Source organism: Adhaeribacter soli (assembly GCF_008727925.1).
In the GTDB taxonomy this organism is placed as follows: Bacteria; Bacteroidota; Bacteroidia; order Cytophagales; family Hymenobacteraceae; genus Adhaeribacter_A; species Adhaeribacter_A soli.
Genome location: NZ_VTWT01000001.1, coordinates 241,779 through 262,372 on the forward strand (window position 1 = coordinate 241,779; position 20,594 = coordinate 262,372).

Sequence of the window (20,594 nt, forward strand, 5' to 3'; positions counted from 1 at the left end):
TTTCGGGGCTAACAAGTCCGGGTTCTAATAAAGTTCAGACCGTTTTATGTTAACTTTTTGCCGCTTAAAGGCTGATTTCCGGCGTTCGCCCGAACAGGAAATGCATTGGCGAAGTGGCAGGGAAGTATCGGGTGAATGGTTTGGTACCTGAATAAGGCCGATTTATATTTATTAAATATTAAAAGCCAAACCAGGAACCTACTACCATGGAAATATATCATTCAAAAATCTTATCGGTGCATTATGTATCGGCCAAAAAGCTGCTGCAGTTAACCTGTACCGGCAGGGTAAATTCCCGCGACCTGAAAAGCTGCTACCGGCGGGCCTTGGTTTTTGCCAAGCGCAAGCAGGTAAAGCACTGGCTTTTCGATTTTTCCCGGCACTACGAACTCTCTGAAAGCGACCGCAAATGGCTTGATACCTGTTTTTTCCCGAGTCTGATGATCGCCCTGGGCCCGGAAAACTTCATTGGCATGGTGGTGCCCAAACTATTTTACCGGCAGCTATTTCAGGAAGTAGGGCAAAGCGGCATGCAAACCTATAATTCTTTCATTAAGCTCAATACCTTTTGCTCCAACCCCAAAGCTACCCGCTGGTTAGGCAATCAGAACGGTACAGAAGCATTTACCGAGGCATCAATTACGCTGTAAACAAGCCCTTTATAAACCCGCTTTCAGACTGAGGAACAGTAGGCAAAAGCCGGAAAAAACCGTTTTCAGAACCAGGCTGAATTTTGATTTCAGGCCGAATTGCTGTATTATGCAGGTTTAAACGCAATACCGCAACCTTATGGCCAACACTTTCAAAAAGCCTTCCGCTTACCCTTTTCTGTTATTTTTCCTGTTCCTGAATTTCGCTGCTCTGGCGGCTCCCAAACTGAGCTACCGCCTGGCCATGCCCGAACCGCAAACGCATTACTTCGAAGTGGAAATGCGCCTGCAGGATTTCAAAGATAAATTCATCGATGTAAAAATGCCGGTCTGGGCGCCGGGTTCTTATCTGGTGCGGGAATTCCCGAAGAATGTGGAAGGCTTTACGGCAACGGCCGGAAACAAAAACCTGAAAGCCGAAAAGATAAACAAAAATACCTGGCGGGTATATGCCGATAAAAACCGCGATGTACTGGTAAAATATAAAGTATATGCCTTTGAACTGACCGTAAGAACTAGCTTTGTAGATGAAATGCACGCCTACCTGAACGGTACCAGCGTTTTTATGTATCCGGCTAAGTATAAGCAATTGCCTTCAGAACTTACCATCGAGCCCTACGGCAACTGGAACCAGATCTCAACCAGTCTGCCAACGGTTGGCGGCAACAAATGGAAACTACGCGCCGACAATTACGATATTCTGGCCGATTCTCCGATCGAGATCGGTACGCATAAGATCCTGACGTTTGAAGCGGCCGGCGTTCCCCACGAAGTTGCCATGTTCGGCGAAAGCAATTACGACGATGCCAAAATTGTAGCCGACATGAAGAAGATCGTGGAGGAGTGTACGAGGGTGTTCGGTGAACATCCGGTTAAGGGCAAGTACGTGTTCATTATTCACAACGTGCTGAGCGGCGGTGGCGGCCTGGAACATTTAAATTCCACCACCCTGCAGGTTGCCCGCTGGGGCTACCAGCCGGAAAACAGCTATAACGGGTTTCTGGCCCTGGTGGCCCACGAGTATTTTCACCTCTGGAATGTAAAGCGCCTCCGTCCGGAACCGCTTGGACCGTTTAACTACGACGCCGAAAATTACACCACCTTGCTTTGGGTTTCCGAAGGGTTAACGAGCTATTACGACGACCTGCTCGTACGCCGGGCCGGTTTTTATTCCCCGGAACGCTACCTGGATGTGATGGGCAGCAGCATTACGAACGTAGAAAACACCCCTGGCGTAAAAGTGCAGACCCTGTCCGAATCGAGCTTCGATGCCTGGATCAAATCGTACCGCCCGAATGAAAACTCCCGCAACGCCGAAATTTCCTACTACTCCAAAGGCGCGTTGATTGGTATGTTGCTGGACCTGGAAATCATGAACCAGACGAAAGGCGAAAAAGACCTGGACCAGGTATTCCGGAACATGTACCAGAAGTATTATAAAAAACTGAACCGTGGTTTTACCGAAAAAGAATTCAAGGAAGAACTGGAAAAAGTGGCCGGCATAAAGTTCGATACTTTCTTCCGCGATTATGTGAACGGAACGGTTACGCCTGACTACAACAAATACCTGAATTACGCCGGCCTGAGACTAACTAACCTGAATGCCAACAACCAGGATGCCGCTTTAGGCGCGAACACTTCTAACCGCGACGGCAAAATTGTAGTTACCAGTGTAGTGCGCGACGGCAGCGCCTGGAAAGGCGGCCTGAACGTGAACGACGAAATTATTGCCCTGAATGGCTACCGCATCACTGACGATCTGAACAAATCCATTGCCGGCCGCCAACCGGGCGATCAGCTAAACCTGATCGTGAACCGCGACGGCCGCCTGCTTTCCCTTGACCTCACCCTGGAAAAGAACCCGAACGCCCGTTACCGGATCGAAAAACTGCCGGAACAAACTCCCGCCCAGCAAACCATTTACCGCAAGTGGCTGCGCCTGAGCTAACCTCTTAAAAACGCTAACTTTTAACCTGAAAAACTATAAACGATGTACCGTAAAATTGAAGACTTTGTAACCGACTGGGCGTACGAAACCGAAATGACGCTGAAGATTTTTAACGCGCTTTCCGATGAAAGTCTGGTTCAGAATTTTCACAACGAACACCGCACCTTAGGCCGCCTTGCCTGGCACATAACGCAAACCCTGACCGAAATGACGCACCAGGCCGGATTGCCAATGGAAGTGCTTTCGGACATGCCGGAAAACCTGACCGCTTCCAAACTTGCGGAGACCTTTGCAAAGGATGCAGAAGCAGTTAAAGAAGCCGTTATTGCTAACTGGACCGATGCGAACCTTACAGACAAAGTGCAGATGTACGGCGAAGAATGGACCAAAGGCCTGGTACTCTCCATCCTGATCCGTCACCAAGCCCACCACCGCGGCCAGATGACCATTCTGATGCGTCAGGCCGGCTTAGTTGTAATAGGTGTTTACGGTCCCGCTAAAGAAGAATGGGCCGCCATGGGTATTCCGGCAATGGCTTAGTTTAGTGATTAATGATTAGTGATTAATGATTAGTAACTGACGTTAAGCAGGTTTTTTGAGGTCGCCCTTTTGAGGCAGGGCCGTTTCATTCTAAACTAAAACAGCTTTTTCGGATATTTTTATCCGAAAACTTCCTGCTGGGGATCTATTGATCCCCGTAATGTGGCCTGAAAATGGTCAACGCGGGTTAATAAACCCGCAACAGGATGCTTCCGGATCGATAGATCCGAAAGAGCAAACGAGGAGAATACGCTAGAATGAAACGGCCCTGCCTCCAAAGGGGGACTTTTCTCCTGCTTGCGTAATGTCAGTTCGTAAATAATGATTTATTCTTTTTGCTTTAGTGAAGCGTTTCTTTAAACAATGCTTCCAGAAAAGGAATATCAGAAATAAAAGGTAAAGGGCTTGCTTCGGAATAGAAGCAAGCCCTTTACTTTTTACATGAAAATAATAGCGTCTTTTGGGTGGAATTCCTAGTTGAAGCTGTAACCCTTTTCCCAAAAAACCATACCCACTAATCACTAATCACTAATCACTAATCACTAATCACTAATCACTAATCACTAATCACTAGATCACCCTTTTGAGCTCTACTTTCTGAACCGGATTAATTACGAGCGGTACTTTTTCTACTTTTACCGAGCTGGTATCCAGGCCGAACCATTTGCTTTCGGAACTGGTGAATTGCTTGATCCAGAAATAGGTTTGCATGATGACCTTTTCCTTGAAAGGCAGATCGTTTTCGTAAGACAGGAATTTCTCCAGCACTACGAAACGGAAATCGCCGGTCAGGTTTTGGCGGCCTAAGGATTCGTAGCGGGAAGTAATGTCCACTTCGCCGTTTTTTACCATGTCTTCCACCACTTTCCGGAAAAATAAATTGATGCGCTGCTCTACCCGGAAACCCAAGCGGAAATTGATCCGGATAACGTCGTTATCGGCAATGTGGTGTACTTTGTATTCCATGGTAAAGGGTTCATCCAAGGTATCTACGTGCACAAACCAGTAAATATCGGCGCGTTTGGGACGTTTCTGGAAGATGGAATAAATGATCTTCGATTCAATTTCCTTGGCTTTGGCTGAGCTCGTTAAAAATACCAGGTGGGTAGAATATTTCGGTACCGTTTCATCTACGCTAAGCTCTTTCAGGCTTTCAAGGTAATTGCTCAGGCGTACATATTCGGTAAGGCGCCGTTTGATGTTAAATGCCTTCAGCCAGATGTACATAATGGTAATAATGGAAAACCCAAGCGCCAGCGGCACCCAACCCCCATGCGAAAATTTGATCAGGTTAGCGGCCAGAAACGAAAGCTCAATGCCCAGGTAAACCACCACAAATAAACCGATCAGTACCCGGGAAACCTTGATTTTTACCAGGTAATAAGTAAACATAACGGTGGTCATGAGCATGGTAAGCGTAATGGCAAGCCCGTAAGCCGCTTCCATATTAGCCGATTCTTTAAAGTAAAGCACCACGCCAATACAGCCAAGCAGCAACAGCGTGTTTACGCTGGGTACAAAAAGCTGCCCTTTCACATTGGTGGGGTAATTCAGCTTAACCTTCGGCCAGAAATTAAGGCGGATCGCTTCTGAAATAAGGGTATACGAGCCCGTAATTAAAGCCTGGCTGGCAATAACGGCGGCAATCGTAGCAATGGCAATACCAGCCGGTAAAAACCAGGCGGGCATGATGCCATAAAACGGGTTTTCATCCAGTTTCTCGCCTACATGCAAGGTTAACCAGGCGCCCTGCCCGAAATAGTTCAGCACCAGGCAGGTTTTCACGTAGATCCAGCTGATGCGGATATTACTTTTACCGCAGTGACCCAGATCGGTATAGAGCGCCTCCGCCCCGGTAGTACAAAGGAAAACCCCGCCCAGTAACCAGAAACCACCCGGATAATTCACCAGCATCTGGTAACCGTAATAAGGGTTCAGGGCTTTCAGGATTTCCGGATGGTGCAGAATATTGATCACGCCCAGCGCGCCCAGCATAAAAAACCAGATGAACATTACCGGCCCGAAAGCCTTGCCCACGATCTGGGTACCGAAGCGCTGCAGCATGAACAGAAAAAACAAAATGCCGATCACGATGGGAACGGTCGGAATGTCGGGTTTAATGATGCGCAAGCCTTCTACGGCCGAAGAAACCGAAATTGGCGGGGTGATCATGCCGTCGGCTAACAGGGCCGCGCCGCCGATCATGGCGGGCACAGTAAGCCATTTTGCTTTGCGGCGCACCAGGGTATAAAGCGTTAATATGCCGCCTTCGCCCTTGTTATCGGCCTGCAGGGTCAGAATCACGTATTTAATGGTGGTGAGCAGCGTAAGGGTCCAGAATACGCAGGAAATGCCGCCGTAAACCAAGGTTTCGTTTATGGGCGTATCGCCCATGATCGCTTTCATCACGTAAAGCGGTGAAGTACCGATGTCGCCGTAAATAATGCCCAGCGAGATCAGCAGGCCAGCCGTCGAAAGACGGTTGTGGCTATTGTGGTTTCCCATTTTAGTAGAAATTCTTCAAATTTAAGGGTTAAGGAGTTCCGGGTCCGGCAAAAAGGATACAAAGTACCCTGCCTCTAACATGTCAGCTTTCCGCGAACGGAAACTACAGATCGGCCCAATGGAGTGAATACGTTTATCGAATAGGTTTAGCGAAAATTTGCCGGATAGGAGAAAGTTTGTGCCTGCCGGTAAGAACAACAAGCGGGCGCAAAAGAAAAGACGGAAAGCCGTCTGGCGGCCTTCCGTCTTCAGGGGTTATTTTACTTCAAGCAGTTCAACATCAAAGATCAGGGTAGCGTTCGGGCCGATGTCGGCGCCGGCGCCCTGGGCTCCGTAAGCCAGGTCCGAAGGAATATACAAGCGCCATTTTGCGCCTTCCTGCATGAGCATCAGGGCCTGGGTCCAGCCGGCGATTACGCCGTTTACCGGAAAGGTTACCGGTTGGCCGCGCTCGTAAGAACTGTCGAAAACGGTACCGTCTATTAAAGTGCCTTTGTAATGCGTGGTAACCTGATCGGTGCGGGCCGGGGTTTTGCCGGAGCCTTCGCGGAGGATCTCGTATTGCAGGCCGCTAGGCAGGGTGTGCACACCTTCTTTGCTTTTGTTAGCTGCTAAGAATTCCTGGCCTTCGCGTTTGTTGTTTTCGCCCTGTTTACCGGCTTTCTCCTGGAATTTCTGTTCCATTTCAGCCTGCAGCTGCATCATGGTCTGCTGGGTTTCTTCGGCCGAAAGGAGGGAAGGTTTACCTGCCATGGCATCTTTCAGGCCGGCAACTAATTGTTCCGCCTCAATTTCAATGCCTTGTTTGCTGAAATTGGAAGCCATGTCGCGGCCGATAATGTAGCTGATTTTTTCTTTTAACGTCTTCAAGGTTTTTTCTGAAAAGTTCAGCGCAAAAGTAAATGCTGTTTTCGGGATTGCCTAATTTTTTAGCGCTTAACAAATTAAATGGTAGGCTATGTAAAGAAAAAAGCAACCACGGCCGGTTGCTTCTCTGCTATATCAGTTAAAAAAATCGGGTATTATAAGTAGAGGTGGTAATCTTCGTCGGCGAAGTTCAGGGTTATTTCGCCCGGGCTCAGCCAGGAGGTTACCAGAAAACCGACGGTGCCCAGCACCAGCAGGGATGAGATTGCAGCAAACTTTTTCATGGGGTTGGAACGGTTAGGAATTTAAATCTAAACGCTGCTGTAATCAATTTGTTCCATAGCCATTATTAAATATAAAGCTATTAAGTTGTTATTCGAGTCAACGGAGTTAATATTCTGGTAAATAGCCTATTATAAAAGGTCATTTTAACCTTTCTTATAAGCCGGAAATTAAAGGTTGCTGACATGGAATGAAAGCGGAAATATTTTGGTTGCTTCTATATCGGTTTCCGGATAAAAGCCGTTATGTTAGCAAGTGCTGCAGGCCAATTACCGGTATTTACTTTTTGTAGCGTTTACTTGCCGGAAATCCTTTTGCTTTAAATAAAAATAGGCAATATTTGCAGTAAAAATAATAATATGATTCCTTTCGGCAACAATTGGTCTTTGGAGACAAACCAGCTTACTGGTTTTGTAGCTTCGTCGCACCACGTATCGCAAAGCGATATGCTGAACGGCTATTGTCTGCCTTTCTATACGGCACAAAAAGACTTTAATAAGTAAGTCGGAATTGCATTTACCGGCCTTTTCTACCCTGGCCAGCAATTCCGATCAAAGCCTCCGCATTAAACTTCCAATTTTTTAACTCAAATTTTCTTTTAACAATGGTCATGAATATGAGCATTCGGCGAATGCTTGCTTTAGCATTTACAGCAGCATATGCAGCTGTTTTCGCGGTTTCTGTTTCCAACCCTTACGCCTGGTGGTTACTGGCTTTATTAGTACCCCTGAACGTGGTGTTGGCTCACAACCTGCTGCAGCGTAAACATGCTATCCTCCGGAATTATCCGCTCCTGGGTTACCTGCGTTACTTTTTCGAAAGCATCCGGCCGGAAATGCGCCAGTACTTCTTCGAATCCGACCTGGATGGCAAACCGTTCAGCCGGCGGCAACGGAGCATTGTTTACCAGCGGGCCAAGAACGTAAAGCAAACGGTGCCTTTCGGGATGCAAAGCAACAGCCAGGAGCTCGGCTACGAGTGGATCGCCCATGCCATGTTCCCGGCCCATGCCAATCTGACCGACCTGCGGGTAAACGTAGGCAGCAGTCGCTGCAGCCAGCCGTACAATGCCAGCATCCTCAATATTTCGGCCATGAGCTACGGCTCGCTGAGCAAAACCGCGGTAATGGCTTTGAACGGCGGTGCCCGCCTCGATAATTTCGCCCACAACACCGGCGAAGGCGGCATCAGCCCGTTCCATTTGCAGGAAGGCGGCGACCTGATCTGGCAAATTGGTACCGGGTATTTCGGCTGCCGGAACAAAGACGGGAATTTCGACGAAAAGCTGTTCCAGGAACAGGCTGCTCACCCGAATATCAAAATGATCGAGCTAAAGCTTTCTCAGGGTGCCAAGCCGGGCCACGGCGGGATTCTGCCCGCCGCTAAAAATACCCCGGAAATTGCCGCGATCCGGAAAGTGGAGCCGCATACCACGGTTGCATCGCCGCCGTCGCACAGCGCCTTTTCCGACCAGTTCACCCTTTTGCTTTTCATTGAAAAACTACGGGTACTGGCCGACGGGAAACCAATTGGTATAAAGCTTTGCCTCGGAAACAAAGACGAATTTGAGCGGTTATGTCAGGAAATGAAGCACAACAACCTTTTCCCTGATTTTATTGCGATAGACGGGGCGGAAGGCGGAACCGGGGCTGCTCCTTTAGAATTTACCGATAGCTTAGGCATGCCGCTGAACGACGCACTAAGTTTTGTGCACCAGCGTTTACAATATTATGGCCTCCGGAAAGAAATAAAACTGATTGCCGCCGGGAAAATTATTACCGGTATCGATATCATAAAAACGATTTCGTTGGGGGCGGATATGTGTTACAGCGCCCGTGGTTTTATGTTCTCGCTGGGCTGTATTCAGGCCCTGCAATGCGATTCCGGGAAATGCCCGGTAGGAATTGCCACCCAGGAAAAGAGCCTTTACAAAGGGCTGGACGTTTCGGATAAAAAGGTGCGGGTAGCTAATTTCCATCGCAATACCATAAAAGCCACCATTGAGGTAATGGAAGCATGCGGCTTTGCTTCCCTGGAAGATATTTCAGCCGACAAAGTATTCCGGAGAGTAGAGCAGGGCAAGAACCTGAGCTTCGGCCAGATCTACTTTAACCAAACAGGAAATCATTCTGGCAATAGTTTAACGAAAGGCCATAACTTAATTCCTAATTAATATGAACAATATATATGTAACCCAAAAAGACCATCAGCGCCTGCACGAAATGGTGCAGCTCCAGCGTGGCAACAACGGCAACAGTAAATACGCAACCCAGCTGGGCACTGAACTGAAACGCGCCAAGCAGGTAAAACCCGAAGACATTCTGGATTGCGTGGTAACCATGAACTCCAAAGTGCGTTTGCGCGAACTGAAATCCAAAAAGGAATTCGAGATCACCCTGGTGTACCCGCAGGACGTAAACATTAACGAGCGCAAAGTTTCCATTCTAGCGCCCGTGGGCATTGCTATTTTAGGTTGCAAAGAAGGCGACATAGTAGAATTGCCGATGCCAACCGGTTCAGTTACGTACGTAATCGATAAGGTACTTTATCAGCCGGAAGCCGCTGGTGATTACCACCTGTAGCAGCAAGCTTCTAAAGCTTAAAAGCGAGCCCGGTCATTTGATCGGGCTCGCTTTTTTTATGCCACCAACTTCTGATGCCAATCGTGATAATTCCTGCAAGGTTTAACTATTTACAGCAACCCTGAAAAGAAAAGCAAGCGTAAACGGTAAGGGAAACAGCCAAAAACCTATGGAGTTCCTGAACCTCGACTTTGCCAAAATTTTCCGTATCGAAACTTCCGTTCTGGAATTGATTTTGAGAGGAACGTTATTTTTCCTGGGGATCCTGCTGCTGTTGCGCATCATGCCCCGCCGCACGGGTGGGGAACTGGGGGTAATGGACCTGATCTTCGTGATCCTGATCGCGGAAGCCGCTGCAAATTCCCTGGGCGGGTATTCTTCTGTAACCGAAGGCTTTATTGTGATCGGTACTTTAATGGCCTGGAATTACCTGGTAAACGTGTTGAGCTACCATTTCCCGTTCATCGAAAAACTGGTTTCTGCGCCGCCCATGGTTATCGTAAAAGACGGAAAACTGCTGCGAAGAAACATGCGCCGCGAATACCTGACCGAAGAAGAAGTAATGGAACAGATCCGCAAAGCCGGCTTTGACGACGTGCAAGCAGTGAAAAAAGCATTTATAGAAAGCGACGGTACAATCAGCGTGATCGGCAAGGAAAAGAATTAACGTAGGCTTTTTAGGTTTGCGAAATAGATATTAGCGGTAGGTTTTTATGGGAAATTCTACCGTTTTTTATTGGTGTTGGTAGTGTTTATGGGGTAATGTTAAATTGTTGGTGAAAACACCAACAACGGCGGGATTCGGCCGGACGGCGTGAAAATGGTTATTTGAAATAATCATCTGTAGAGACGCAATGCTTTGCGTCTTATCCGGAGGTAGAACCAATCAAAACCATCTGAATTTCCCTTCCTGGTAGGTGGCATCATTTCATTTATTTTTACGGCAGTGGTCAGACGCAAAGTGTAGAGACGCAAAGCATTGCGTCTCTACATTTCCAACCCCCAAAACAAAAAAGGAAGCTGCTGGCAGCTTCCTTTTTTGTTTAAAGAAAATCGAACATTCGAACTACGAAAATTCGAACAATCCAAACTTACATATTTCTTCGATACTGTCCGCCAACTTCAAACAACGCATTTGTAATCTGACCCAAGGTGCAGTACTTCGCAACCTCCATCAGTTCATCGAAAATGTTTTCGTTTTTGATCGCTTTTTCCTGCAGGCCTTTCAGCAAGCCCGGAATTTTATCTTCATTCCGCTTATGCTGTTTCTGCATTTCGGAGATCTGGAACTGCTTTTCTTCTTCGGTTGCGCGAATTACTTCGGAAGGAATAATGGTAGGAGAGCCCTGGCTGCTGAGGAAGGTGTTTACCCCAATGATCGGGTATTCGCCGGTGTGTTTCAGGGTTTCGTAGTAAAGGCTTTCTTCCTGAATTTTGCCGCGCTGGTACATGGTTTCCATAGCACCTAATACGCCACCGCGTTCCGTGATTCTATCGAACTCCAGCAATACTGCTTCTTCTACCAGGTCTGTAAGTTCTTCGATAATGAAAGAGCCTTGCAGCGGGTTTTCGTTTTTGGCTAAACCTAATTCGCGGTTAATGATCAGCTGGATGGCCATGGCACGACGAACGGAACCCTCGGTTGGCGTGGTGATCGCTTCGTCGTAGGCGTTGGTGTGCAGGGAATTACAGTTGTCGTAGATGGCGTAAAGGGCCTGCAGCGTGGTGCGGATGTCGTTAAAGTCGATCTCCTGGGCGTGCAGCGAACGGCCGGACGTCTGGATATGGTACTTCAGCATTTGCGAACGCGAATTGGCGCCGTATTTCAGCTTCATCGCTTTCGCCCAGATCCTGCGTGCTACGCGACCGATAACTGCGTATTCCGGATCGATGCCGTTGCTGAAGAAGAAGCTCAGGTTTGGCGCGAAATCGTTGATGTTCATTCCGCGGCTCACGTAATATTCCACGAAAGTGAAACCGTTGGCGAGCGTGAAGGCTAACTGCGAGATCGGGTTGGCGCCGGCTTCGGCAATGTGGTAACCGGAAATAGATACCGAATAGAAATTCCGGACGTTGTGGTCGATGAAATACTGCTGCACGTCGCCCATTAAACGCAGGGAGAATTCAGTGCTGAAAATGCAGGTGTTCTGCGCCTGGTCTTCTTTCAGAATGTCGGCTTGTACGGTTCCGCGAACGGAAGCTAAGGTACGTTCTTTAATAGCAGCGTAAACATCGGCCGGTAAAACCTGGTCGCCGGTTACGCCTAAGAGCATTAAGCCTAAGCCGTCGTTGCCTTCCGGTAGTTCGCCCTGGTAGGTTGGACGCGCCTGGCCTTTTGCTTTGTAAATGGCTTCGATCTTGGCGTTAACTTCCGCTTCCAGTCCGTTTTCTTTGATGTAAAGCTCGCACTGCTGATCGATGGCGGCGTTCATGAAGAAAGCCGTTAAGATAGCCGCCGGACCGTTAATGGTCATCGAAACCGAGGTTTTCGGATCGGCTAAGTTAAAGCCGGAATACAGTTTTTTAGCGGCATCTAAGCTCCAAACGCTTACGCCGGAGTTACCAATTTTACCGTAAATGTCCGGACGGTGATCCGGGTCTTCGCCGTAAAGTGTTACCGAGTCGAAAGCCGTGGAAAGGCGTTTGGCTGGCATTCCCAGAGACACGTAATGGAAACGACGGTTGGTGCGTTCCGGTCCGCCTTCGCCGGCAAACATCCGGGTTGGGTCTTCGCCTTCGCGCTTGAACGGGAATACACCGGCGGTGTATGGGAATTCACCCGGAACGTTTTCCTGCAGGTTCCATTTCAGGATATCGCCCCAGGCTTCGTAGCGCGGCGTAACCACTTTCGGAATTTGCAGGTGCGATAAGCTTTCGGTGTGCGTGGCAATTTTCAGTTCCTTGTCGCGCACCTTGAAAACGAAGAATTCATCTTTGTAAGACTGGCGTTTCGCTTCCCAGTTATCCAGTAATTTTTTGTTCTGACCGTCCAGTTTCAGGGCCGTTTCTTCGTAGGCGTATTCCAGCTGCTTTACCAGGCGGTCTTTGTCTTCCACGTTCATCCCGGAAATGGTGTCGATGGAATTGCGCAGGCTGTAAAGTTTCTGCGCCACTTCGCCCTGTTCTTTCACCCACTTATCGTAGTTGCGGTTGTTCTCCGAAATTTCGGATAAGTAACGCGTGCGGCTCGGCGGAATGATGTACACTTTCTCGCTCATTTCGGAAGAAGTGCTCAGGTGCGATTCGAATTTCACGCCCGATTTATCGCTTATTTTCGCCATTACGGCTTTGTATAAACGGTTCATTCCCGGGTCGTTGAACTGCGAAGCGATGGTGCCGAAAACCGGAATGTCGTCGTCGGAAGTATCCCAGAGCTGGTGGTTGCGCTTGTATTGTTTTTTCACGTCGCGGATGGCATCGAGGGCGCCGCGCTTGTCGAATTTGTTCAGGGCAATGATGTCAGCGAAATCGAGCATATCGATCTTTTCCAGCTGCGTGGCGGCGCCGTACTCCGGCGTCATTACGTACAGGCTGGCATCGGAATGCTCAATAATTTCGGTGTCACTTTGACCAATGCCGGACGTTTCCAGGATGATGAGGTCGAAGTGGGCGGCTTTTACGATATCTACGGCGTCCTGCACGTATTTACTTAAAGCCAGGTTGCTCTGGCGGGTAGCCAAGGAGCGCATATAAACCCGTTCGTTCGAAATGGCATTCATCCGGATGCGGTCGCCTAATAATGCGCCGCCGGTTTTGCGTTTCGAAGGGTCTACGGAAATAATGGCAATGGTTTTGGTCGGGAAATCGATGAGGAAACGACGCACCAGTTCATCTACCAGGGAAGATTTACCCGCGCCGCCGGTTCCGGTTATTCCCAGGACAGGAGTTGTTGGTTGTTCGTTGCTGGTTGCTGGGGTTCCGATAATTTGCTCCCGCATTTTAGCGTAATCTTCGGGGAAGTTTTCGGCGGCGGAAATTAAGCGGGCAATGGCTTTTACGTCTTTGTTTTTGAGGTGCTTTACTTCGCCGTTCAGGTTCTGGCCGGTCGGGAAATCGCAGCGCTTGAGCATATCGTTGATCATGCCTTGCAGGCCCATCGCGCGACCGTCGTCGGGAGAGTAAATGCGGGTTACGCCGTAGCCTTCCAGTTCTTTGATTTCGGTAGGGAGAATTACGCCGCCGCCGCCGGCAAAAATGCAGATGTGGCCGGAATTTTTCTCCTTCAGCAGGTCGTACATATACTTGAGGTACTCCACGTGGCCGCCCTGGTAGGAGGTAAGCGCAATGGCCTGGGCATCTTCCTGAATAGCGCAATCCACGATCTCCTGCACGGAACGGTTGTGGCCCAGGTGAATTACTTCGGCGCCGGAAGCCTGGATGATGCGGCGCATGATATTGATACTCGCATCGTGGCCGTCGAAAAGGGAGGCAGCCGTAACGATACGGATGTGATTTACAGGTTTATACGGTTCTATTTTGGTAGCTTGCATACTGCAGTGTTCTGGTTGAGATAGAAACTGCTGCGAAGGTACGGAAAATTGAGGGAAATGGGAAAGGGAGGGGAAAATGGTTAATGGGCAATTTAGTCTTGACTTGACCACATCTGGCACCAGGTGTGAATCGGAAATTAGTTAATAAAATCTGGTCTTTTACCAAGAGCAGGTTTAGGTAGTTGGGGTTTATCATAAATTGACAGTAATAACTCCGAAAACTTTTTGTCAAATTCTTGGTCATTAATCATATCAACTGCAATAAATTGTTGCATAAAATTTGGCACAGAAGTTTCTATTGTACCACTTCTCAGCACTGGGATATATTTCTTATTTGTAGTTATAGTCTTATATAACTCAGTATTAAGGATTGAATATTCAAAGCCAACACCGCCTTCTCTCTTTTCAGATTTTAGTTTATAATTAGGAGTGAAAATAATTAAGACTTTATCTGACTTATTTACAGAATTCTCCATAAAATGAAACATATTATGCCCTGGGCCAAGCTCATAAACATCAAGTAAAACCCTAACTCCATTCTCAAATAACTTGTTAGCTAAATCAATAACCCATTTTTTATGTTCTTCATTATCCCATGAATATGAAATAAAGACAATTGGGCCTTGTTCTTCAATAGTTTCTTGATTTATAACTTTTGGTGTTGGAGGATTAATAGCAGTATTAGGCGTTAAGTTAAATATGTTAAAGATATCTTCGGAATCTTTATTTTCAATATTTACATTATTCTTCGATTCTTCAACTTCTTGCCAAATTAGTTTAATAATTTCAGTTCTAGTAGGCTCATCAAATGACATGAGAATATCATAAAAGTAAGCTTTTCTACTTGTGCTCAAGCTTTTACCATTCCTTAGGTCCATATATTGTTGATAATCTGGAAAAGAGGGATCAAAAGTTCGAACTAAATTAATAAAGCGGGGCCCAGAAAAATATGCTGGTGTGCCTTTAACATTTATCGTATTGAATAAGGTATTAAAGCTACGTATCGAGTTTAAATCCATTTATAAATATTTCAGTTTTAATAATTTGAATTTAAGGCTTAAAACTAAAGTAACCACATTACAAATAAAGTTGTAACTAAAGATATTCCATAGAATGGTAATATTGTTTTTGAAACTAATCCTCGTAACCAAGTCCGATCTTCATCATTATAATTTGATGCATCCATACTAAAATCGATGTTATTGATATTTTTAGCTGCAACTTCTTTATACAACTCTCTATATTGTTTTTCTATAGAAATAAAAAAACCGTCTAATATCCAAAATGCTGGTATTACAATATAAGAAATTAACACATAATTAATATTTGCATCTTTTGCAGCTAATGCAAAAAGAGCGGCGACTAAAGTAATAGTCCAACCTTTAATCATAAAAGAATTAGAATTCATCCTTGTAATTACATTTTGTATGAATTCTAGGTGCTTTAGTTTGTTTTCATTCATATCATTATAATTCATATAGAGCGTTTAATGCTTCAAACTTGTTATTATATTTACCTTTTGCCCATTTATTAAAGATCGTTTCGTAGTTTAAAAATACTAGATGACTTAAATCTAAATTATAATTAATCTTTAATTTCTTTTCTTGGTCGGCTGAGGCAAATATCTTTCTTGATTCTGTTAAAGGAAGCTTTTTCAATCTGTCGGGAATGTTTTCTCGCAAAGTTTTAGATATTGCTATTTCTGCATAAATCCATGGGGAGTCAGTTAGATCTAAATCCTTGTATGGTTTAACAGATTGTGGTGTCCTTAAGAAAAAAAGACATTCTGTTTTATCCATCATCATAGATAATGCTGTAGAAAGCATCATATGTACATGGCTGGATGCAAAATTAACCTGATTATATGAATAAGTTTCTTTTAAAGGTGAAGACCAAGAATAATTATCATTTATAGTTTGCAATAAATCTTCTGAATTCCCCCAAATACAAGAATCAACAAACGATTTTATATTAAATCTGCTCTCTAACCATCCAGCTAAATAGATGGCTAACTTTTGATTTTTATGAGAATGAGAAATAAATAAATCAAAGTTTAAATCAGGAAACCAATTTTCTTGGATCTTTGAGCCATTTAGTGAGCCGTCATGGAATAAAAAGCTGTCTAATGTCTTCTTTATTTCAGATTTATATTGTTCATATGATTCAATTCCAATTCTGTAAAACTTTTCAAAGATTGCATCTTCTTTTAAATATAAATCTACTTTAAACCCCTTAAACATAAACTTTAATTAAATAGCTTCTTTAGAAAAAATACTGAATATTTATTTCACCTTAATATTCAAAAGGCTAAATATAAACCAAATTTTGTTTATCAGGTGATTTATGTTGTTGACTTTCGATAATTTTAGCAATGATTAAAGATACCCGCAAAACCCTAGCATTGTAGATCTACCACCCCAACACCTCCTTTGAAAGGAGGGGAGCTTTTTTTCTTCCCAGCTTCCTTTTGACTTTTTGAGGCTTAAACCCTAGCGTTTTTGCCTGGTAAAACCTCTTAGATTCAGAACCGTTATTGCCTTTACGTTATCCTGAAGCTACCATTTAGCTGGCAGGATAAAGCAGCATCTGAACTTCCGGAAAGGCTACCATCAAACCTTTTCCGGCTAACCAAAAATCATAAAATGAAAAAAAGAAATCTTGGCAAAAATGGGCCCGCCGTTTCCGCAATGGGCCTGGGTTGTATGGGGATGAGCGATTTTTACGCCGGCCGCGACGATGCCGAATCGGTGGCTACCATTCACCGGGCGCTGGAACTGGGCGTAAATTTCCTGGATACCGCCGATATGTACGGGCCTTATTTAAACGAAGAACTGGTGGGCCGGGCTATAAAAGGCAAACGCGACCAGGTTTTTATTGCCACCAAATTCGGGATCGTGCGCGACCCGAACAACCCGGCCGTGCGCGGCATAAACGGCAGCCCGGAATACATCCGCAAATCGGTGGAGGGCAGTTTGCAACGGCTGGGCGTAGAAACCATAGACCTGTATTACCAGCACCGTGTAGATCCGAATGTTCCCATAGAAGAAACGGTTGGCGCGATGGCCGAACTGGTGCAAGCGGGCAAGGTGCGTTACCTGGGTTTATCGGAAGCCGCCGCCGAAACCATTGCGCGTGCCCACCAGGTTCACCCCATCACGGCCGTGCAAAGCGAGTATTCCCTCTGGACCCGCGACCCGGAAAGCAACAATGTGCTGGCTACTTGTCATAACTTAGGGATCGGGTTTGTGCCTTACAGTCCTCTGGGCCGGGGTTTCCTGACGGGCGCCTTTAAAACGCCGGAAGATTTTGAAGAAGGCGATTACCGCCGGTTTAGTCCGCGGTTTCAGGGCGAGAATTTCTACAAGAATTTAGAACTGGTAAACAAAGTAAAAAGCCTGGCAGAAGCCAAAGGTTGTACCGCGTCGCAGCTGGCCCTGGCCTGGGTATTAGCGCAAGGCGAAACCATTGTTCCTATTCCCGGCACGAAACACCGGAAGTACCTGGAGCAGAATGTAGGTGCGCTAGAAGTAACTTTAAGCCCGGAGGAGTTGAAAGAGATTGATGCTATTTTTCCGCTTGATGCGGCTGCTGGTTTAAGATACCCGGAGCAGATGATGGGTTCGGTGAATAAGTAAGGAAAGTGGATATTCGCTTTTAGGTTGCTGGAAGTGCTTTTTTTATTTCTCTACCCAGGAAGTACAACCACCCCCAACCCCTCCTTTTTTAAGGAGGGGAGCTTTTTCTTCGCTGCTTTTTTTTGGTTTTTGTGCTTGAAAGGATAGTGTTTTTCTCCCGCTAAGTGGCTTGGTTCTCCCGGGACACATAATGAGTTTTTCGGTCTCCTGAGGTCAACCACCCAATCCATCCTTGAAAAGGAGGGGAGCTTTTGCGTCCCTGCTTCTTTAGAGTTTTTGTGCTTGAAAGCTACGCTTTTCAGCTGCTTGCTACAAAACACTGCTGCTTAAATTCGGTAGAAAATAGCTCCCCGCCTTAAAAAAGGAGGGGTTGGGGGTGGTTGTACTTCCTGGGCACTGCAGCCTAAAGTGAACTAATCCGTCTTTTCTGGCTTTTGCTTTCCAAACACGAAACCCATGAAGCCGCAAAAGAAAGAACCGCTGCATAACCAAGCGCACCTGAAAGTTTTTCGAAAAGAGCTCCGCAGTAACCTGACCCCGGCGGAAGCGGTGCTTTGGAAAGCTTTGCAGGGAAGTCAGCTGGAGGGAAGGAAGTTCAGGCGGCAGCATAGTTTTGGGAAGTATATTCTGGATTTTTATTGTCCGGCGGAAAGGTTGGCGGTTGAACTGGATGGGCGGCACCATTTTTCGGATGCGGGTTTTGAAGCGGATTCGGAAAGGTCGGCGTTTTTGGAGAGCCATGGAATTAAGGTTTTGCGGTTTGAGAATAAGGAGGTTTTTGAGCAGCTGGATGGGGTTTTGGAGGAGATCCGGTTGGCGTTTGGGAATGCGTGAATTTAACCACCCCCAACCCCTCCTTGAAAAAAGGAGGGGAGCTTTTGCTTCGCTGCTTTTATTTGACTTTGCGCTTGAAAGCATAGCGTATTTCTTTAGTTTCGGTTTAGTTTTTAGTTTAAAAACATAGCGTTTTATATTCACCGTCAGGTAATTGTATCCATATAAAATATCCGGCGTAAGACTTAATTCACCTAAAGCCGGAACGATGGACCACGATCACTTTTTTCCGCAACCTACCCGCGAAATTGCCGAAAAGCGGGCTGCTCTGGCGCCTGAAGCGCTGGAAGCCTGGCGGAATTTCAGTCGTACGGTTTATAAGGAAGGTGCCCTCCCCGAAAAATACAAACAACTGATTGCCGTGGCGGTGGCGCACGTAACGCAATGCCCGTATTGCATTCGCAGCCATACCGCTTTGGCGGTCCGGAAGGGCGCAACGCAGGAAGAAATTATGGAAGCTATTTGGGTGGCGGCGGAAATGCGGGCAGGTGCTGCGGTAGCCCATTCGGCGCTGGCCATGGATGAAATGGAAAAGCTGGCGGGTAAGTAAACTTTCCGGATTCTTCGTTTAAAACAGAACCGGGTTTTTAGGTTATAAACGGTAGCATTTTGAATCGAAGAACCGGTGAATTTTGCGTATTAGAAATTACCTCAATCCTGATTTTAACTCAAAGAAAAAAGCGATGGAAAAGCACTTTAAAACCGGAGATCATGTGCGATGGAATTCGGAAGCAGGTTACGTTTCGGGTAAAATTATTAAGGTGCATACTACCGATTTCGAGTATAAAGGTTACACCCACCACGCCAGCAAAGACGAGCCGCAATACGAAATTAAAAGTGATAAAACCGATCATATTGCCGCGCACAAAGGTTCGGCGCTGACTAAAATTAACAGCTGAAACGGTAGCGAATAGGCGGGAAAAGTCTGTGAGTAGAAAAGTAGAGAAAGCATAACCGGCAACCGGTAAAACGTTCCGGATCATCGGGCAGGCTACGCACAGTCGGGAGGAATTCGTACAAGCTTTATTGTCTTTTCAGCAAGATCAGGAAAACCTTTTTACTGCGGCGTTCTGCAAAACGCATCACCTGGAAAAATAGAAATTGTAAGCAAACCGAATTGGTTTTAGAGGTGACTGGAATCGTTTTATAGAGGCGGTTTTCTTTAAGTTCTTCTTCCTTCTGAAAGAAAAAAAGCAGCAAGTGTATTGCTGCTTTTTTGAAATCAGGATTTTGGTTTTCTGTTAGCTTTGGCAGTAGTTTAAAATTTGATGCCCATTTTCTTAGCGATGTCTTTGAACATTTCCGGGTCGATGTGGTCGCCGCTGGGGGCGCTTAGTTGCGGTTCTTCTTCCAGGTCCGGAGCGGGGTAGCCATCCGGGGAGCCAAACACCACTTCCAGGGGCTTTCCGTCTTCCGGGTGCGGACCGTTGAACACCAGAGCTACTTTCTGGTAATCGTCTTTGCTGAAGGTGTAAAGCCGGCGGTGGATGCCGCTTGCTTCGTATTTGCGGGTTTCCGGGAAGGCTTTGTTGTCCATGTCCGGGATCGGGAGAAGTTTGGTTACTTCCACGCCGGTCAGTTTTTCCAGGGCGCGGGCGTAGCCTACAATGTGAAGGCCGCCGCGTACCAGCAGGTAACCCACCATTTCGCGGGCTGTTGGGTCGGTTACCATTTCGTACACCCGGATCTTGTTGGCGCGGGCGCCGCATTCCAGGAAGAAATTGTGCAGAAGGTCCATTTTAAGGTTACCGCTGCTGAACACATTCTCGCCGCTCCACCAGCCACCCATCGAATCCATGGGCAGGGCAGACTGGCCGCTGGCAATAAAATGGCGGGCATTCCGGAAATCGGTGGCATTTTTCAGCGGGCCGGGTTCCGGATCAAGGCCGCGCTTGGTAACGCCGGTAAGCAACAAGTTAATGGCATACGAAACCAGTTCGATGTGGCCGTATTCTTCGCCGGCAATGCTGCCGATCAAATCATAGAAGGGGCGTAGTTTATTTCTTCCGCGGAAATTGAACGACTGAAAGGTGTAATTCATCAGCGTCGACATTTCCCCGAATTTGCCGCCGAGCAGTTCCTGCACGGCAGCAGCATCGTTGGCTGACGGATTTTTAGGCTTTGGCAGCTCGATGGGCAGCCGGTCCATTTTTAAGATCATAGTTTTCGGTTTAAGAGGTGGGAAATACTATTGACCCTTTGAAAACCTTTTAAACTGTGTAATGTTTGGGGCCGGTTGGCTGGAGAAGATCGATGGTTAT

19 protein-coding genes are annotated in these 20,594 nt (G+C 46.7%); 10 read left to right on the forward strand and 9 right to left on the reverse strand.

Annotated elements, in window-relative coordinates; translation table 11 throughout:
* Positions 1 to 206: 206 nt before the first annotated feature.
* The 3 genes from F0P94_RS00925 (at position 207) to F0P94_RS00935 (ending at position 3,138) form a co-directional block, all read left to right on the forward strand.
* Positions 207 to 650 carry a hypothetical protein gene (locus F0P94_RS00925; RefSeq protein WP_150901825.1) on the forward strand — a complete coding sequence of 148 codons (444 nt, stop codon included), beginning with the start codon at positions 207 to 209 and terminating at the stop codon, positions 648 to 650.
* 139 nt (positions 651 to 789) lie between these two features.
* Positions 790 to 2,598: a M61 family metallopeptidase gene (locus F0P94_RS00930; RefSeq protein WP_225307082.1), complete on the forward strand. Its 1,809-nt coding sequence runs from the start codon at positions 790 to 792 to the stop codon at positions 2,596 to 2,598.
* Between the two features lie 42 nt (positions 2,599 to 2,640).
* A complete protein-coding gene (locus F0P94_RS00935) occupies positions 2,641 to 3,138 on the forward strand; it encodes a DinB family protein (RefSeq protein WP_150901826.1) in 498 nt (165 codons plus the stop codon).
* 570 nt (positions 3,139 to 3,708) lie between these two features.
* On the opposite strand, the gene F0P94_RS00940 is transcribed toward F0P94_RS00935, so the two are convergent.
* The 3 genes from F0P94_RS00940 to F0P94_RS19950 form a co-directional block, all read right to left on the reverse strand.
* Positions 3,709 to 5,643 carry a KUP/HAK/KT family potassium transporter gene (locus F0P94_RS00940; protein WP_150901827.1) on the reverse strand — a complete coding sequence of 645 codons (1,935 nt, stop codon included), beginning with the start codon at positions 5,641 to 5,643 and terminating at the stop codon, positions 3,709 to 3,711.
* Between the two features lie 255 nt (positions 5,644 to 5,898).
* The gene (locus F0P94_RS00945; protein WP_150901828.1) at positions 5,899 to 6,513 is read right to left on the reverse strand and encodes an FKBP-type peptidyl-prolyl cis-trans isomerase; all 615 of its coding nucleotides are present in this window, start codon (positions 6,511 to 6,513) and stop codon (positions 5,899 to 5,901) included.
* 152 nt (positions 6,514 to 6,665) lie between these two features.
* Complete coding sequence (locus F0P94_RS19950) at positions 6,666 to 6,794, reverse strand: hypothetical protein (protein ID WP_262714320.1); 129 nt, start codon at positions 6,792 to 6,794, stop codon at positions 6,666 to 6,668.
* Between the two features lie 357 nt (positions 6,795 to 7,151).
* Here F0P94_RS19950 and F0P94_RS19540 point away from each other — a divergent pair, with 357 nt between their 5' ends.
* From F0P94_RS19540 to F0P94_RS00960, 4 genes are all read left to right on the forward strand, one after another.
* The gene (locus F0P94_RS19540) at positions 7,152 to 7,295 is read left to right on the forward strand and encodes a hypothetical protein (RefSeq protein ID WP_191906873.1); all 144 of its coding nucleotides are present in this window, start codon (positions 7,152 to 7,154) and stop codon (positions 7,293 to 7,295) included.
* Between the two features lie 113 nt (positions 7,296 to 7,408).
* The gene (locus F0P94_RS00950) at positions 7,409 to 8,965 is read left to right on the forward strand and encodes an FMN-binding glutamate synthase family protein (RefSeq protein ID WP_191906874.1); all 1,557 of its coding nucleotides are present in this window, start codon (positions 7,409 to 7,411) and stop codon (positions 8,963 to 8,965) included.
* A gap of 1 nt (position 8,966) precedes the next feature.
* Complete coding sequence (rnk, locus tag F0P94_RS00955; protein ID WP_150901830.1) at positions 8,967 to 9,374, forward strand: nucleoside diphosphate kinase regulator; 408 nt, start codon at positions 8,967 to 8,969, stop codon at positions 9,372 to 9,374.
* Between the two features lie 169 nt (positions 9,375 to 9,543).
* Entirely contained in the window at positions 9,544 to 10,041 is a 498-nt protein-coding gene (locus F0P94_RS00960) for a DUF421 domain-containing protein (RefSeq protein WP_150901831.1), read from the forward strand.
* A gap of 424 nt (positions 10,042 to 10,465) precedes the next feature.
* On the opposite strand, the gene F0P94_RS00965 is transcribed toward F0P94_RS00960, so the two are convergent.
* The 4 genes from F0P94_RS00965 to F0P94_RS00980 form a co-directional block, all read right to left on the reverse strand.
* Positions 10,466 to 13,864, reverse strand: coding sequence for a methylmalonyl-CoA mutase family protein (locus F0P94_RS00965; protein ID WP_150901832.1), 3,399 nt, complete (start codon positions 13,862 to 13,864; stop codon positions 10,466 to 10,468).
* A gap of 137 nt (positions 13,865 to 14,001) precedes the next feature.
* Positions 14,002 to 14,883, reverse strand: a complete 882-nt coding sequence (locus F0P94_RS00970) for a toll/interleukin-1 receptor domain-containing protein (protein WP_150901833.1) — start codon at positions 14,881 to 14,883, stop codon at positions 14,002 to 14,004.
* A 44-nt stretch (positions 14,884 to 14,927) separates the two neighbouring features.
* The gene (locus F0P94_RS00975; protein ID WP_225307083.1) at positions 14,928 to 15,341 is read right to left on the reverse strand and encodes a hypothetical protein; all 414 of its coding nucleotides are present in this window, start codon (positions 15,339 to 15,341) and stop codon (positions 14,928 to 14,930) included.
* A complete protein-coding gene (locus tag F0P94_RS00980) occupies positions 15,331 to 16,104 on the reverse strand; it encodes a hypothetical protein (protein ID WP_150901834.1) in 774 nt (257 codons plus the stop codon). Before F0P94_RS00980 ends, F0P94_RS00975 begins: the two co-directional genes overlap by 11 nt.
* 402 nt (positions 16,105 to 16,506) lie before the next feature.
* On the opposite strand from F0P94_RS00980, the gene F0P94_RS00985 reads away from it, so the two are divergent.
* Entirely contained in the window at positions 16,507 to 17,499 is a 993-nt protein-coding gene (locus F0P94_RS00985) for an aldo/keto reductase (RefSeq protein ID WP_150901835.1), read from the forward strand.
* Between the two features lie 309 nt (positions 17,500 to 17,808).
* Here the strand turns inward: F0P94_RS00985 and F0P94_RS20055 are convergent, their stop codons facing one another.
* Positions 17,809 to 18,417 (reverse strand): hypothetical protein, encoded by a 609-nt coding sequence (locus F0P94_RS20055; protein ID WP_449369374.1) that lies wholly within the window; start codon positions 18,415 to 18,417, stop codon positions 17,809 to 17,811.
* Positions 18,418 to 18,541: 124 nt separating this feature from the next.
* Here F0P94_RS20055 and F0P94_RS00995 point away from each other — a divergent pair, with 124 nt between their 5' ends.
* Together F0P94_RS00995 and F0P94_RS01000 are read left to right on the forward strand one after the other, a co-directional pair.
* Complete coding sequence (locus F0P94_RS00995; protein ID WP_150901837.1) at positions 18,542 to 18,883, forward strand: carboxymuconolactone decarboxylase family protein; 342 nt, start codon at positions 18,542 to 18,544, stop codon at positions 18,881 to 18,883.
* A gap of 133 nt (positions 18,884 to 19,016) precedes the next feature.
* Positions 19,017 to 19,232: a hypervirulence associated TUDOR domain-containing protein gene (locus F0P94_RS01000; protein WP_150901838.1), complete on the forward strand. Its 216-nt coding sequence runs from the start codon at positions 19,017 to 19,019 to the stop codon at positions 19,230 to 19,232.
* Positions 19,233 to 19,591: 359 nt separating this feature from the next.
* Here F0P94_RS01000 and F0P94_RS01005 read toward each other — a convergent pair whose 3' ends face one another.
* Positions 19,592 to 20,494, reverse strand: coding sequence for a manganese catalase family protein (locus F0P94_RS01005; protein WP_150901839.1), 903 nt, complete (start codon positions 20,492 to 20,494; stop codon positions 19,592 to 19,594).
* Positions 20,495 to 20,594 lie beyond the last annotated feature (100 nt).